This is a genomic window from Streptomyces sp. NPDC050546 (assembly GCF_044457425.1).
GTDB lineage: Bacteria > Actinomycetota > Actinomycetes > Streptomycetales > Streptomycetaceae > Streptomyces.
Genome location: NZ_JBITGX010000002.1, coordinates 506,124 through 520,993, shown reverse-complemented (window position 1 = coordinate 520,993; position 14,870 = coordinate 506,124). Strand labels below are relative to the sequence as shown.

General features: G+C 71.1%; 11 protein-coding genes and 1 pseudogene. 2 read left to right on the top strand and 10 right to left on the bottom strand.

Translation table 11 applies throughout. The features are described 5' to 3' along the window. Positions 1 to 37: 37 nt before the first annotated feature. From ACIBK5_RS07105 to ACIBK5_RS07080, 6 genes are all read right to left on the bottom strand, one after another. Positions 38 to 1,825: an ABC transporter ATP-binding protein gene (locus tag ACIBK5_RS07105; RefSeq protein ID WP_399017023.1), complete on the bottom strand. Its 1,788-nt coding sequence runs from the start codon at positions 1,823 to 1,825 to the stop codon at positions 38 to 40. Continuing rightward, entirely contained in the window at positions 1,826 to 2,887 is a 1,062-nt protein-coding gene (locus ACIBK5_RS07100) for an ABC transporter substrate-binding protein (protein ID WP_399017021.1), read from the bottom strand. A 102-nt stretch (positions 2,888 to 2,989) separates the two neighbouring features. Further along, positions 2,990 to 3,838: an ABC transporter ATP-binding protein gene (locus ACIBK5_RS07095; protein ID WP_399017019.1), complete on the bottom strand. Its 849-nt coding sequence runs from the start codon at positions 3,836 to 3,838 to the stop codon at positions 2,990 to 2,992. A gap of 38 nt (positions 3,839 to 3,876) precedes the next feature. Further along, positions 3,877 to 4,938, bottom strand: a complete 1,062-nt coding sequence (locus ACIBK5_RS07090; protein ID WP_399017017.1) for a FecCD family ABC transporter permease — start codon at positions 4,936 to 4,938, stop codon at positions 3,877 to 3,879. Next, positions 4,935 to 5,999 carry a FecCD family ABC transporter permease gene (locus ACIBK5_RS07085; protein ID WP_399017015.1) on the bottom strand — a complete coding sequence of 355 codons (1,065 nt, stop codon included), beginning with the start codon at positions 5,997 to 5,999 and terminating at the stop codon, positions 4,935 to 4,937. Before ACIBK5_RS07085 ends, ACIBK5_RS07090 begins: the two co-directional genes overlap by 4 nt. Positions 6,000 to 6,171: 172 nt before the next feature. Beyond that, positions 6,172 to 7,515 (bottom strand): lysine N(6)-hydroxylase/L-ornithine N(5)-oxygenase family protein, encoded by a 1,344-nt coding sequence (locus ACIBK5_RS07080; protein ID WP_399017014.1) that lies wholly within the window; start codon positions 7,513 to 7,515, stop codon positions 6,172 to 6,174. 247 nt (positions 7,516 to 7,762) lie between these two features. Here ACIBK5_RS07080 and ACIBK5_RS07075 point away from each other — a divergent pair, with 247 nt between their 5' ends. Further along, positions 7,763 to 8,710 (top strand): methionyl-tRNA formyltransferase, encoded by a 948-nt coding sequence (locus ACIBK5_RS07075; RefSeq protein ID WP_399017012.1) that lies wholly within the window; start codon positions 7,763 to 7,765, stop codon positions 8,708 to 8,710. A 96-nt stretch (positions 8,711 to 8,806) separates the two neighbouring features. On the opposite strand, the gene ACIBK5_RS07070 is transcribed toward ACIBK5_RS07075, so the two are convergent. Then, a complete protein-coding gene (locus ACIBK5_RS07070) occupies positions 8,807 to 9,511 on the bottom strand; it encodes a response regulator (RefSeq protein WP_399017010.1) in 705 nt (234 codons plus the stop codon). Then, positions 9,508 to 11,136 carry an ATP-binding protein gene (locus tag ACIBK5_RS07065; RefSeq protein ID WP_399017008.1) on the bottom strand — a complete coding sequence of 543 codons (1,629 nt, stop codon included), beginning with the start codon at positions 11,134 to 11,136 and terminating at the stop codon, positions 9,508 to 9,510. The genes ACIBK5_RS07070 and ACIBK5_RS07065 overlap by 4 nt, the downstream gene beginning before the upstream one ends. Positions 11,137 to 11,233: 97 nt before the next feature. Between ACIBK5_RS07065 and ACIBK5_RS07060 the strand changes: the two are divergent. Continuing rightward, positions 11,234 to 12,207 (top strand): annotated as a pseudogene (locus ACIBK5_RS07060) (Bug family tripartite tricarboxylate transporter substrate binding protein). A 2-nt stretch (positions 12,208 to 12,209) separates the two neighbouring features. Here ACIBK5_RS07060 and ACIBK5_RS07055 read toward each other — a convergent pair. Further along, complete coding sequence (locus ACIBK5_RS07055) at positions 12,210 to 12,719, bottom strand: hypothetical protein (RefSeq protein ID WP_399017007.1); 510 nt, start codon at positions 12,717 to 12,719, stop codon at positions 12,210 to 12,212. Between the two features lie 84 nt (positions 12,720 to 12,803). Beyond that, complete coding sequence (locus ACIBK5_RS07050) at positions 12,804 to 14,684, bottom strand: ABC transporter ATP-binding protein (RefSeq protein WP_399017305.1); 1,881 nt, start codon at positions 14,682 to 14,684, stop codon at positions 12,804 to 12,806. Positions 14,685 to 14,870: the final 186 nt, after the last annotated feature.

The following is a 14,870-nucleotide window of genomic DNA, read 5'->3' as shown; positions in this document are numbered from 1 at the left end:
CAGAATATGGAGTTAGGCTAACCTAAATAAGGGTTGCCTAACTACCCTCTCGCCAGGCCCGCCACAGTCGTGCGTACCGGCCGCCCAGAGCCACCAGTTCCTCGTGTGTGCCCTGCTCGACGACGCGTCCCGCGTCCAGCACGGCGATCCGGTCGGCGGCCATCGCCTGGGTCAGCCGGTGCGCCACGAACAGCGTCGTCCGGCCCGCGCATGCGGCCAGTACGGCCCGCTCCAGCTCGGCGGCCCCCTCGCTGCCGGCCTCCGCGGTCGACTCGTCGAGCACCACCACCGGCGCCCGGCCCAGCACCAGCCGGGCCAGCGCGATCTGGGCGACCTTGGTGACGTCCAGGCGCTCACCGCCCTCGCCGATCGAGGTGTTCAGCCCCTCGGGCAGGGCGTCGACCCAGCCGTCGGCGCCGACGGTGCGCAGGGCGTCCATCAGTTCGGCGTCGGTCGCCTCCGGCGCGGCCAGCCGCAGATCCTCGGCGAGCGGACCGGAGAACACATGTGTCTCCTGCGTCAGGATGCTCACCAGGGCCCGCGCCCCGGCCTCGTCCAGGTCGGCGAGATCGGTCGGCCCGACCCGCACGGACCCGGCTTCCGGGTTCCCTATGCCGGCGATCAGCGCGGCCAGGGTCGTCTTGCCCGCGCCCGTCGCCCCCACCAGGGCTAGCGAGCCACCGGCGGGAATGGTCAGGTCGACGTCCCGCAGCACCGGATCCTCGGAGCCGGGATAACGGAATGTCAGCCCCCGCACCACCACCGGGTAAGAGCCGGCCTCGGCCGCCGGGACGGACTCGTCGCCCACCAGGCGCTCCTCGGCCGCCTCCCCCAGCACCCCGACCAGACGGGTCAGGCTCGCGCCCGACTTCTGCGCCTCGTCGAAGGTGAACATGATGGCGCCCAGCGGGGTGAAGAGCCGGTGGAACAGCAGCGGGGCCGCCGACACCTCACCCAGGCTGGCGGCGTCGGCCTCCAGCAGGGCGTACCCCACGACGAGGATCAGGACGAGACCGATGAACTCGGCGCGGTTCTCCCGGCCGACGAACCGGCCGAAGAACCGGAACACCTCGATGCCGAGGTCGCGCACCCGCCACGACTCGCTGGTGACCTTCTCGCGGAAGGCGCCCTCGAGGCGGTAGGCCCGGACCGTGTCGATGCCGTTCAGACCGCTGATGAACGCCTGCGCCCGGTCGGCCTGGGCCACCCGCTGCTTCTGGTAGAGCGGCGCGGACCGGGGCAGATACCAGCGCAGGGCCAGGGCGTACGCGGGCAGCGCGCCCGCGCCCGCCAGGCCGAGCCGCCAGTCGAGCCCGAACATGCCGAGGGTGGCGATGACGACCAGCACGCCCGCCGAGAACACGGTGGGCACGGCCGTGCGGATGCCCTTGGACAGCACGGCCACGTCGTCACCGACCCGGGAGAGCACGTCCCCCCGGCCCACCTGTTCGATCCGGGCGCTCGGCATCCCGAGCACCGCCCGGACGGCGCCTTCGCGCAGCCGGGCGAGCAGATCCGCGCCCAGCCGTCCGATCAGGTAGGTGGAGACCGCGGTGGCCGCCGCGCCGAGCAGCGCGGCGGCACCGATCAACACCCCGATCGTGACCAGGATCGATCGTTCCCCGCCCCCGACGACCCCGTCGACCACCCGGCCGAGCAGGAGCACCGGGAGCACCTGGAGCGCCGCCCCCGCGACCGTGGTGAGCACGGTGGCGGCCGTCAGCCAGGGCATTTCACGGCAGTGTGCCGTGACCCATCGGGTGGCCTCGCGTCCGGTCGTCGTGCGCAGGGTCGCCGGGGCGGGGCGCGTTGCGGTGGTGCTCACTTACTGATCGACCGACTTGACGAGCTCGTCGATCGCGTACGGCATGGACAGCAGGGTGCCCTGGGAGATGGCCGCGCCGACCGCGGGTCCCTCGCTGTCGAGCAGGTACGACACGTTGCCCTTCTTCACGGCGTCCAGGTTGGCGAAGAGCTTGAACTTCTTCAGCGCCTCGGTGTCGGCCTTGTCGTTGATGACGAAGATGTGGTCGACGTCGACGAGGTCGATCCGCTCGGGCGAGAGCTTGGTGTAGAAGCTGCCGCCGGCGACCTTGTCGATCCCGGTCTGGTACTTGTAGCCGATGCCCGACACGAGCCGGCCACGCACGTCGGTGGAGGTGAACGGCGCCACCGAGTTCTCGTACCAGGACAGCGCGACAGCGGTCTGCTTGCTGAGCTCCGGGTGGTCCTTCTTGGCCGTGTCGAGCTGGCCCTGGATGTCGTCGACCATCTTCTTGCCCTCATCGGCCTTGCCGAGGGCCTTGGCGATGTGCAGGGCGTTGTCCTGCCAGGGGGCGCTGAAGGGCTCCTTCTCGGCCTTGGTGCGCGCCACCGTCGGGGCGATCTTGGACAGCTTGTCGTAGGCGGCCTTGTCGATCTCGGAGTAGACCGCGACGATCAGGTCCGGGCGCAGGGCCGCGATCTTCTCGTAGTTGGGGCCGGAGTCGCCGTTCTTCATGACGACCTCGGGCTTGGTGTCGCCCCACTTGTCCTTCACCCAGGGCCACTGGGTGTTGATGTCAGGGCTCTTGCCCGGGGGGTTCGGGTACTGGTCGACCATGCCGACGGGCTTGATGCCGAACGCCAGGATGCTCTGGTCGTCGGTGTAGCCGACGGAGACGACCCGCTGGGGCGCCTCGTCGACCGTCGTGGATCCGAAGGCGTGCTCCACGGTCACCGGGAAGGCGCCGGCGGCCGCGGCCTGCGTGCCGTCGTTCTGCTGGTCCGTCTTGTCCGCCGAGTCGGAACCGCATCCCGCGAGGAGACCGACGCCGAGGGTGGCGGCGGTCAGTATCGCCGCCATGCGCCGCCAGGGCCTGCTGAGCGTCGTTCGGTGGAGGAGCATCCAAAACCCCTTGCTTTCGCGCTAGTTCGCTGCACCCTCGCCTAAGGGCAGGCAAACCTTACCGTGAGAGAGTGAGGTTAGCCTAGCCTTACTTCTCCACCTTTATCGGGATGTGTCCAACTGGACGTGTGTGCGACCAATCGGGACGATGAGCGGCCGGTCGCCCACCGGGTCGTCGATGACCCGGGCGCGCAGCCCGAACGCCTCGTGCAGCAGCTCGGCGGTGATCACGTCGCGCGGGTGGCCCTGCGCCAGGATCGACCCGTCCTTCATCACCACGAGGTTGTCGCTGTAGCGCGTGGCCAGGTTGAGGTCGTGCAGCACCATGACGACGGTGCAGCCCGACTCGTGCAGGTCGTCCACGAGGTCCAGGACGTCGATCGCGTGCGCCAGGTCCAGATAGGTCGTCGGCTCGTCCAGCAGCAGCAGATCGGTGCCCTGAGCCAGCGTCATCGAGATCCAGACACGCTGGCGCTGCCCGCCGGACAGCGCGTCGACCGGGCGGTCCGCCAGATCGGAGACGCCGGTCATGGCCAGCGCGCGCTCCACCACGTCGGCGTCGTCCGAGGACCACTGCCGCAGCCAGCTCTGGTGCGGATGGCGGCCCCTGGCGACCAGGTCGGCCACCGTCAGCCCCTCCGGCGCGACCGGCGCCTGCGGCAGCAGGCCGAGCTTCTTCGCCACGTCCCGGGTCCGGAGCCGGCCGATGTCCTCGCCGTCCAGGACGACGGAGCCACCGGTCGGCTTCAGCAGCCGGGACAGCGTCTTCAACAGGGTCGACTTCCCGCAGCCGTTGGGGCCGATGATCGTCGTGACGACCCCGGGCGGTATCGCCACGTCGAGCTCGTCGATGACGGTGCGGGCGCCGTATCCGACGGTGACGCCCCTGGCTGCCAGCCGGGAGGCGTCGTCGACCCCGGACTCGGGCTTGGTGACGGACTGTGCGACCACGAGTCCCCCTTACTTAGGTTCGCCTGACTCTTGTACACCTATCTGAGGTTGGCCCGCACCAGCAGATAGACGAGGAAGGGGCCGCCGATCGCGGCGGTGACCACACCGACCGGGAGCGAGACCGGCAGTGCCGTACGCGCGACCAGGTCCGAGCCGATCAGCAGCAGCGCGCCCATCAGCCCCGAGGCCACCATCGGCGGTGTCGGGCACCTCGCCAGACGCATCGCCACCTGCGGCGCCACCAGCGCGACGAAGGGGACCGGCCCCGCCGCGCTCACCGCCACACCGGCCAGCAGCACGGCGCAGAGCAGCAGGACCGCCCGCACAGCGGCGTACCGGACGCCCAGGCCGGCGGCGACCTCGTCGCCGAAGTGCATCGGCTTGAACTGGAACGCCACGAACGACACCACCACGAGGAGGACGAGCGAGCACCACAGCGCCACCCACACCTCGCTCCACGCCCGGTCCTCCAGGGAACCGACCAGCCACGCCTGGGCCTTGGCCACGTCCCTGATGTCGGCCGTGACGAGCAGCCAGGTCGTGATCGCCTCCATCACGGCGGTGACGGAGATGCCGATGAGGATGAGCCGGAAGCCGTCGACCCCCCGCCGCCAGGCCAGGAAGTACACCAGCAGACCCGTGCCGAGCCCGCCCGCGAGCGCGGCCGCCGACAGGCCCACGGAGTTGACGATCGCGGCGGCGGTACCGCCCGACACGGTCACCAGGAACACCGCGACCGCGCTGGCGCCCGAGGTGATACCGAGAACGTCCGGGCTGGCCAGGGGGTTGCGGGCGATGGACTGCGTGAGCGCCCCGGACACCCCCAGCGCGATGCCCACGACGAGCCCGGCCAGGGCACGCGGCATCCGGAGGTCCATGATCACGAACTGGTCGACCTGCTCGCCCCGCCCCAGGAGCGTGGCGATCACCTGCGGTAGTGCGATGGGAAAGTCCCCGACGCCGATGGACACGCAGAACACCAGGAACGCGGCCACAGCCAGCAGCAGCGTGACGCACACGAGCCAGGGCCGCCAGACGAACGACACCCGGCCGAGCCGCACGCCCGGCGGCAGCGACGGCTTCACATCTGTCAGGTTCATCCGCTCCTGAACTTTCCGCGCCACACGAGCACCGCGAAGAAGGGTGCGCCGAGGAGCGCCACGACGACACCCGCGTCCAGCTCGCCCGGCCGCACCACCAGTCGCCCGACGATGTCACAGACCAGCAGCACGACCGCGCCGAGCAGACCGGCGTAGGGCACCAGCCAGCGATAGTCGGGGCCGGTCAGGTAGCGGGCCACATGGGCCACCATGAGGCCGAGGAACGCGATGGGTCCGCACGCGGCCGTCGCCGCGCCCGCCAGCAGTGTGATGGCGGTGATGCCGACGGTCCTGCTGAGCGCGATGTTCACGCCCAGTCCTCGGGCCACGTCGTCCCCGAGGTTGAGCAGGTTGAGGGAGGGCAGCATGGCGAGGGCCGGCACCAGGCCCACGGCGATGAACACGGTCACCGGCCAGATGACGTCGAACCCGACACCGGCCAGGGATCCCGCGTTCCAGAACCGCAGCGCGTTCAGCGACGCCTGGTTCGACAGCGCGACCGCCGTGGTCATCGCCATGAGGAACACGGTGACACCCTGCCCGGCCAGCGCGAGCGTCAACGGGTTGCCGGCCCCGCGGCCGACACTCGCGAGCCCGAACACCACGACCCCGGCGACCGCCGCCCCTAGAAAGGCGAACCAGACGTACACGAAAGGGTTGGAGAGCCCGAAGAGGGCGATCACCGTCACGACGGCGAACGAGGCGCCGGTGTTCACCCCCAGCAGGCCCGTGTCCGCGATGGGGTTGCGCGTGTACCCCTGGATCAGCGCACCGCCGACCCCGAGTGCGATACCCGCGACGATCCCGAGCACCGTCCGGGGCACCCGGACGGTCTCCACGATGAGCCGGATCTCGGTGAGCCGCTGGTCGGACGTCGGGGCACCGAAGAGCCCGTGCCACACCTCGCCGGGAGTCAGTGCCCTCGCGCCGACGGCCAACGACAGCACCGCGGCGACCACGAGAGCCGCCACGAGAATGCCCAGACCCAGGACCCGCCGCCGACGGGCCATTGATGTGCTGCCCCCGGGCGCGGGGCGCTCAACCACAGCAGTCGTGCCCATGTGGACGTACGTTATCCCTTGCGCTGTCTGCGAGTTGATCCAGGACCGTGCAGTCCGCCCAGGCCCTGAAGGGGCGCGGGGCCGTGCCGATGTGCGGCTCCGCCGCGTGGGCGCGACCAGCCACGACGGCGCCGGGGCCGCACTGCGTGGCGCGCGACTGACGGCGCGGTGCTCAGCGGGCGGTGCTGCCCGTACCGTCGGCGAGCGTGCGGGCCTTGTCCACGCCCCGGCCGAGAAGCGAGTCCAGTATCTCCCCCACCCGGATCGCCGTGTTGGACAGCAGGGACGACGTGATGCCGTGCGTGTGCTCGGTGCCGCCCTGGAGGTAGATGCCGCAGCGCAGCCCCGGGTCGGTCGCGATGCGCCAGTCGCGCTCGACGCGGACCCGGCCCTCGTCGTCCCGCAGGCAGGCGTCGGCGACCTCGCCGAGGAGCCCGGTCGGGTCGGCCTGGCTGTAGCCGGTGGCGAAGACCACGACGTCCGCGTCCAGGTCGGTCTCCTCGCCGGTGACGAGGGACGTCACGGTGGCCCGGGCGCCGGCCTCCGTCTCCTTGACCCCGGTGAGCCGGGAGACGTTGAGGAAGCGCAGGCGCTCGGTGCCCAGGACCTTCTCCTGGTACGACTGCCGGTAGAGGTCGTCGATGAGGTCGATGTCCACCACGGAGTAGTTGGTGTTGCCGTGGTAGTCCATCAGCCGGCGCTTGACGTCCTCGGGGGCCGAGAAGTACTCGTCGACCGCCTGGGGGTCGAAGATCCGGTTGGCGAAGGCGCTGTCGTCGGCGGGGCTGTAGCCGTAGCGGGAGAAGACCGCGCAGACCTCGGCCTCGGGGAAGCGCCGGTGCAGGTAGGCGACGTTCTCGGCCGCGCTCTGTCCGGCGCCCACGACGACGAACCGGGAGGGTGACGTGCCGTCCAGCTCGTCGACCTTCGCCAGCAGTTCGGAGTTGTGCCAGACACGGTCGCCGCGCTCCACGCCCTCGGGCATGAGGGGGCGCAGCCCGGTGCCGATGACGAGGTTGCGGGCCCGGTGGACCTCGAGCCCCTCCCCCGACCGGACGGTCACCTCGAGGTACTCCACGACGCCGTCACGGGTCACGGGCGCGACGCCGACGACCTCGTGGCCGTAGGAGACCATGTCGTCGACCTGGGCCGCCGCCCACTCGAAGTAGTCGTGGAACTCCACGCGGAGCGGGAAGAGGTTCTTGTGGTTGATGAAGTCGATCAGCCGGCCCTTGCTCTGCAGGTAGCAGAGGAAGCTGTACTCGCTCGACGGGTTTCGCAGCGTCACCAGGTCCTTGAGGAAGGAGACCTGCATGGTGGCGTCGTCGATGAGCATCCCGCGGTGCCAGCCGAAGCGGGGCTGCTGCTCGAAGAAGTGAGCGGTGACTGCCTCCTGCCTGCCGACGCGCGCGTTGTGCTCGCGGAGCGCGATAGCCATGGCCACATTGGACGGGCCGAAGCCGATGCCAATGAGGTCGTGGACCGGTTGTGCGTCACCAGGAAGAACCTGCGACATGTCACTCCCATCGTGCGGGGCAGCCGCGTGTCAGGTGTGGAAGGAACGAAAGGCGGGCATGCCAACGAAGCGGCACGCCACGGAACTTAGGTGAGCCTAAGCTAAACCGGCGAAGGTGTCGACAGGACAAAACGGACTGCCGCCGGACGGGGCCTCATCAACTGGGGCACCATGGACCCCCGTTGCATACTAAGGTAAGCCTTGCTTTACTTACCTCGGCCAAACCCTTGCTCTGAGGAGGAACCCCATGCGGGTCGTCATGTTCGGTTACCAGACCTGGGGGCATCGCACCCTGCAAGCCCTCCTGGAGTCCGAGCACGACGTCGTGCTGGTCGTGACCCACCCCAAGAGCGAGCACGCGTACGAGAAGATCTGGAGCGACTCGGTCGCCGACCTCGCCGAGGAGCACGGCGTCCCCGTGCTGATCCGCAACCGCCCGGACGACGACGAGCTGTTCGAGCGCCTCAAGGAGGCCGACGCGGACATCATCGTCGCCAACAACTGGCGGACGTGGATCCCCCCGCGCATCTTCGACCTTCCTCGCCGCGGCACACTGAACGTGCACGACTCGCTGCTGCCGAAGTACGCCGGCTTCTCCCCGCTGATCTGGGCCCTCATCAACGGCGAGCCCGAGGTGGGCGTCACCGCGCACATGATGAACGACGAGCTCGACGCCGGCGACATCGTCCGGCAGGAGGCGGTACCGGTCGGTCCGACGGACACCGCCACCGACCTCTTCCACAAGACCGTCGACCTCATCGCCCCCGTCACCATCGGCGCGCTCGGCCTCATCGCCTCCGGCCAGACCGAGTTCACCAAGCAGGACCGCTCCCAGGCGTCGTTCTTCCACAAGCGCGCCGACGAGGACAGCCGCATCGACTGGACCTGGCCCGCGGAGGACCTGGAGCGTCTGGTCCGCGCCCAGTCCGAGCCGTACCCCAGCGCCTACACCTTCCACCGCGGCAAGCGGCTCGAGGTCCTGGCCGCCTTCGTCTCCGAGGGCCGCTACGGCGGCACTCCGGGCCGGATCTTCTACCGCGAGGGCGAAGGCGTGGTGATCGTCGCCGGCGCCGACGCCCGCAACGGCCGCAACCAGGGCCTCGCCATCACCCGCGTACGGACCGAGGACGGGCGCGAACTGCCCGCGGCCGAGTACTTCACCTCCATGGGCGGCTACCTCACCAACCGCCCCTGACGTGTCGGCCCCGGTACGGTCCCGGGGCCGGCCGCACATCGCCGCCGCGTGGACTCCGGTCCGCGCGGCGGCGATCGCGTGCTCGGAGGGAGCGGATCACGCCCGCCAGGAGTAGCCGCGTTCCGGCCTGCCGGCGGCGCCGTAGCGCAGGGACACCTCCGCGCTGCCCGTGCTGTGGAAGTACTCCAGGTAGCGGCGGGCGCTCACACGGGAGAGGCCGGTCAGGGTCGCGCACTCGGTCGCGGAGAGGGTGCCGTCCGTCGCGCGCAGGGCCCGCTCGACCAGTTCGGCGGTCTCCACGCTCATGCCCTTGGGCAGAGTGAGGGCGGGCGCGGCGACGATCGCGCCGGCCAGGACGCGGTCCACGTCGGCCTGGCCCCGTACGACCGTCGTCAGCAGGCGGCCCCGCTGGGCGGCGTAGCGTTCCAGGCGGGGGCGCAGGTCCTCGAAGTCGAAGGGCTTGAGGAGGTAGTCGACGACGCCCCGGCGGACGGCGCCGCGTACCGTCCCGGCCTCCTGCGCGGCGCTGATGACCATGACGTCGCAGTCGTGGCCCGCGGTGCGCAGCCGGGGGATGACGTCGAGGCCGAAGAGGTCGGGGAGGTACAGGTCGAGGAGGACGAGGTCGGGGCGCAGTTCGTCCACGGCATCGATCGCCTGCCGGCCGGTGTGGGCCACGCCGACGACACGGAACGGCCGGACGCGTTCGACGAAGGTGCGGTGGACGCGGGCCACCATGAAGTCGTCGTCGACCACGAGGACGTCGATCGTGCCCGCCCGGTGGGGCGTTCCGGGGGTCATGGGGCCGCTCCTTCCGTCAGTGTGCCGGTGAGCCGGCCGACGGTCATACGTGCGGTGAACACCGCTCCGTCGGGGGTGTTGGCCACCGAGATCTCTCCCCCGTGCCGTTCGCAGACCAGCTTGGTCAGGGCCAGTCCGATGCCGCGCTCGCCCTCGCGCGCGGCCTTGGTGGTGAAGCCGTGGGAGAACACCTCGCGGGCGAGTTCGGGAGCCACGCCGGGGCCGGAGTCGCGGACCACGATCTCCACGCTGGAGGCGTCCTGGCGCAGCGCCACCTCGACCCACCGCTGCCCGTCGGGCGCGGCGGCGTCGACGGCGTTGTCGACCAGGTTGCCCACCACGGTCGCCACGTCGGCGGCGTCCTCCGGGGCCAGCCGGTCCAGCGCGGTGTCGTCGGAGATCCGCAGGCTGACCTTCCGTTCGGCCGCGAGGGACGCCTTCGCCGTCAGCAGCGCGGCCACCGCCGTGTCCCGGACGCGGCGGCTGAGGGTGACGTCCAGGGACTGGCGGCGCTGGTTCAACGCGCGGATGTAGCGCACGACCTCGTCCTGCTCGCCGATCTGGATCAGCCCGGAGATGGTGTGCAGCTGGTTGGCGAACTCGTGCGCCTGCGCGCGCAGCAGCTCCGAGGAGCTGCGGAAGGAGCCGATCTCCCGCTCCAGCCGGGCCAGTTCGGTGCGGTCGCGCAGGGTGGTGACGGAGCCGAGGAGCCGGCCGTCCTTGGTGACGGTCATCCGGTTCATCACCAGGACCCGGCCGTGGCGGACGACGACCTCGTCCCGCCTGTCGGCGGTGGTTCCGGCCAGTACGTCGCGCAGCCGTCCGTCGATGCCCAGGCCGTCCAGGCTCTGGCCCACGCAGTCCCCGGGCAGTTCGAGCAGGCGGCGGCCCATGTCGTTGACGAGGGTGAGCCGGTGCTGCGGGTCCAGGGCGATCACGCCCTCGGCGATCCCGTAGAGCATCGCCTCCCGGTGCTCGGCGAGCCCGGCGATCTCCCGTGGTTCCAGCCCTAGGGTCTGCCGTTTCACGCGCCGCGCGAGCAGCCAGGAGCCGGCCACGCCGAGTCCGCTGGCGATGCCCAGATAGGCGAGCAGGTACGAGGAGGCGCCGCTGAGCCGCTGCCACACCGTCGGATCCGCCTCGCCGATCATCACCGTGCCGAGGATCCGGCCGAGGTTCTCCTCGCTCGCCCCGAGGACGGGGACCTGGGCGGCCAGCTCGCGGTTGCCGTCCAGAGTCAGCTGTCCCGACCAGCCCCGCTCCCGGGTGGTGCCCGGCCCGAGCGGCAGCCGCTCGCCGACGACCGTGGGGTTCGTGGAACTGACGATCCGGCCGGCGGCGTCGGCCACCGTCACCGAGGTCACCCCGGACTGCGCCTGCGTGGAGTGCACCAGCGGGGCGAGCGTCTCCCCGGGTGCGGGACGCACCAGCTGGCTGCGCACCAGGGGGTTGGCGGCCAGCTGTTCGGCCAGCGCGCTCACCCGGCGTCCCTCGACCCGGGTGAAGGTGGCCCCCGACTGGGCGAGGGAGACCGCGGCGACCGCCAGCAGCACCACCACGACGATGGCGAGCTGGAGCACCAGCATCTCGCCCGCGAGCGAATGGCGACGAAAGGTGGCGACCACAACGAACTCAATCTTCTCTGCCGACACAAGCGGGGTGGCTCAGGTGCCGAGTCGGACAATCATGACGCCCACCAGCGGAAATCGAAAGGGAGGCGTCATGAGAGGCCCGGCGCGCGCCTTTCTCGGCACCTTCGCGGTCCTGGCGCTGCTGGTGGTCTGCGGCTGCGGGGCGTGGCCGGGCGGCGGTGCCTCGGACCTGCGGCTCATGGTGCCCAACACGCCCGGTGGCGGCTACGACACCACGGCCCGTACCGCGGCCCGGGTGCTGGAGGAGACCGGGATCGCCTCGGGCGTGCAGGTGTTCAACCTGCCGGGTGCCGGCGGCACGGTGGGGCTGCAGCGCGTCGTCGACGAGAGGGGCAACGGCGATCTCGCCCTGCAGATGGGGCTCGGAGTGGTGGGCGCGTCACACGCGGCGGGCTCTGGGGTGTCCGTCACGGACACCACCCCGATCGCCCGACTGATCGAGGAGGCGGGCGCGGTCGTCGTCCGCGAGGACTCGCCGTACCGCACGATCGGTGCGCTGGTGGACGCCTGGCGCGAAGACCCCGGGCGGCTCAGGGTGGGCGGCGGCTCCTCGGCCGGCGGCCCCGACCATCTCCTGCCGATGGAGCTGGCCCAGGCGGTCGGCATCGACCCGCGGAAGGTCGCGTACGTCCCGTACGACGGCGGCGGCGATCTGCTGCCCGCGCTGCTCGACGGCAGGGTGTCGCCACCAGTGGGTTCGGCGAGTTCCTGGACCAGATACGCGGCGGCCGGCTGCGAGTTCTCGCCGTCACCGGCGAGCGGCCGGTCGGTGTGCTGCCCGGTGTGCCGACCCTGAGGTCCGCCGGGATCGACCTGGTCTTCGAGAACTGGCGGGGCATCGTGGCCCCGCCCGGCATCAGCGACACCGAGCGGCGGCGCTGGGTGGACGCGCTGACCGAGCTGCACGGCTCCCGCCGGTGGCGGGCCGAACTCCGCCGGCACGGCTGGACCGACGTGTTCGCCACCGGCCGGACCTTCGAGACCTTTCTGGCCCGGCAGGACGCACAGGTCGCCGGCCTCGTCCGCCGACTCGTGCCGGAGTGACGTCAGGAGGGGCCGGCGGAGGGGCCGATGCCCTGCAGCTCCTGGACCGTGCCGCCGAGCTTGGCGCGCAGGGACTCGTACATGCCGGGCTTGGCGCTGACCACCCAGCGCATGCCGACGAGGTACTTGCCCCCGTACACGCCGGCCGACTCCAGCCAGGTGTCCTTGAGTTTCTCCTCGGGGAAGGTGGTGATGAGGAAATCGCCCTTCTTGGTGTGGCACACGCCCTCGCGCAGCTCGTCCGCCTCGGTGCGGATCTTCGCCTTGCAGCCGGCCAGCCCGGCGATGACCTCGACCTTCGCAGGCGCGACGACACCGGCGGCGGGAGCGGCCGCCCCGCTGGGCGTCGCCGCCTTGCCGCTGCCGGCCGGCTTCTTGTCGTCACCGCCGCCGCAGGCGGTGACCAGGGGGAGCACGACCAGGGCGCCCACCGCCGCGGCGATGCGCAGCCGGTGGGCGCGGGACGGGGTCCGGCGGTTGGTTGGTGCGTGCGGTTGCTGCTGCTGGGACACGTCGCCTCTCCGGATGGGCGCTGTTCTGCCCTGGCGGGCAGGCCTGAGTACTCGCAAGGGGTACGGATGCGCGCCCGGAGCCGTTCACACGCTTTCGGCGACCATGCGCTCCGTCTCGCTGAACTGGGTGCGGTACAGCTCCGCGTACCGTTCGCCCGCCGCCAGCAGCTCCTCGTGCGTGCCCCGTTCCACGATCCGGCCGGCCTCGACGACCAGGATCTGGTCCGCCGACCGGACCGTGGACAGCCGGTGGGCGATCACGACCGCCGTCCGGCCGTCGAGGGCTTCGGTGAGGGCCTCTTGCACGGCGGCCTCGGAGGTGTTGTCGAGGTGGGCGGTGGCCTCGTCGAGGATGACGACGCGCTGGCGGGCCAGCAGCAGCCGGGCGATGGTCATGCGCTGGCGTTCGCCGCCGGAGAGCCGGTAGCCGCGTTCGCCGACCACGGTGTCGAGTCCGTCGGGCAGGGTCCGTACGAGGTCGTCGAGTCGGGCCCGGCGCAGGGCGTCCCACACCTCCTGCTCCGTCGCCGCGGGGCGGGCCAGCAGGAGGTTGGCGCGGACGGTGTCGTGGAAGAGGTGCCCGTCCTGGGTGACCATGCCGAGGGTCTCCCGCAGGGCCCCGGCGCTCAGGTCGCGGACGTCGACACCGCCGACGCGCACGGTGCCCCCGTCGGCGTCGTACAGGCGGGGCAGGAGTTGCGCGACGGTCGACTTGCCGGCGCCGGAGGACCCGACGAGCGCCACGGTCTGCCCCGGTTCGGCGCGGAAGGAGATGCCGTGCAGGACCTCGTCGCCGCCCCGCCTGTCCAGGGTCGCGACCTCCTCGAGGGAGGCCAGGGAGACCTTGTCGGCGGCGGGGTAGCCGAAGCGGACCTTCTCGAACTCGACCGCCACGGGCCCGTCGGGCACCCCGCGCGCGTCCGGCTTCTCCTCGATGAGCGGCCTGAGGTCGAGCACCTCGAAGACCCGCTCGAAGCTGACCAGTGCGCTCATCACCTCGACGCGGGCCCCGGCCAGCGCGGTCAGCGGCGCGTACAGCCGGGTCAGGAGCAGCGCCAGCGAGACGACCGCGCCCGGTTCCAGGGCGCCGCGCAGGGCGAACCAGCCGCCGAGGCCGTAGACCAGGGCCAGGGCGAGGGCGGAGACCAGGGTGAGGGCGGTGATGAAGGCGGCCTGGGCCGTGGCCGTCCGGACGCCGATGTCCGCGACGCGGCGGGCGCGTTCGGCGAACTCCTCCGATTCCTCCTCGGGCCTGCCGAAGAGCTTGACCAGGGTGGCGCCGGGTGCGGAGAAGCGCTCGGTCATACGGGTGCCCATCGCCGCGTTCAGGGTCGCCGCCTCCCGCTGCATCCGGGCCATCCGGCTGCCCATGCGCCGGGCCGGGATCACGAACACCGGCAGCAGCACCAGCGACAGCAGGGTGATCTGCCAGGACAGGGTCAGCATCACGACGAGGGTGAGCACCAGGGTGACGAGGTTGCTGACCACGCCGGACAGGGTGTTGCTGAAGGCGCGCTGGGCGCCGATGACGTCGTTGTTGAGCCGCGAGACGAGGGCGCCCGTACGAGTGCGTGTGAAGAACGCCACCGGCATCCGCTGCACATGGTCGAAGACGGCGGTCCGCAGATCGAGGATGAGGTGCTCGCCGAGCGTCGCCGACAGCCTCCGGCCGAGGATGCCGAGCGCCGCCTCCGCCACCGCGATCAGCGCGATGAGCAGGGCCAGGCGTACGACTCTGCCCTCGTCACCGGCCGAGACGATCACGTCGACGACGCTCCCGGCCAGGACGGGGGTCGCCACGGCGAGCAGGGCGGTCGCCACGCCGAGCAGGACGAAGAGGGCGATGCGGCGCCGGTGCGGGCGGGCGAACGCGCCGATGCGGCGCAGGGTCGCCAGGGCGAAGGGGCGGCGTTCCTGTTCGGCGTTCAGGACGCTGTGCAGCTGTGTCCACGCTGTGGTCTCCATGCTCATGGCACGAAACGTAGAACCTCAAGCATTGTTGAGGTCAAGGCGCTCGCACATCGCCCCCGACATCCCGCACAATCAGCCCGATCCCCCTCTTCCCGTCCCCCGTCCGCTCCCCGCGCGAAGGCCCCTATGACGATCTCCTCCGAGCCGCTCCCCGTACGCAATCCGCAGTCCCCGCTTCCG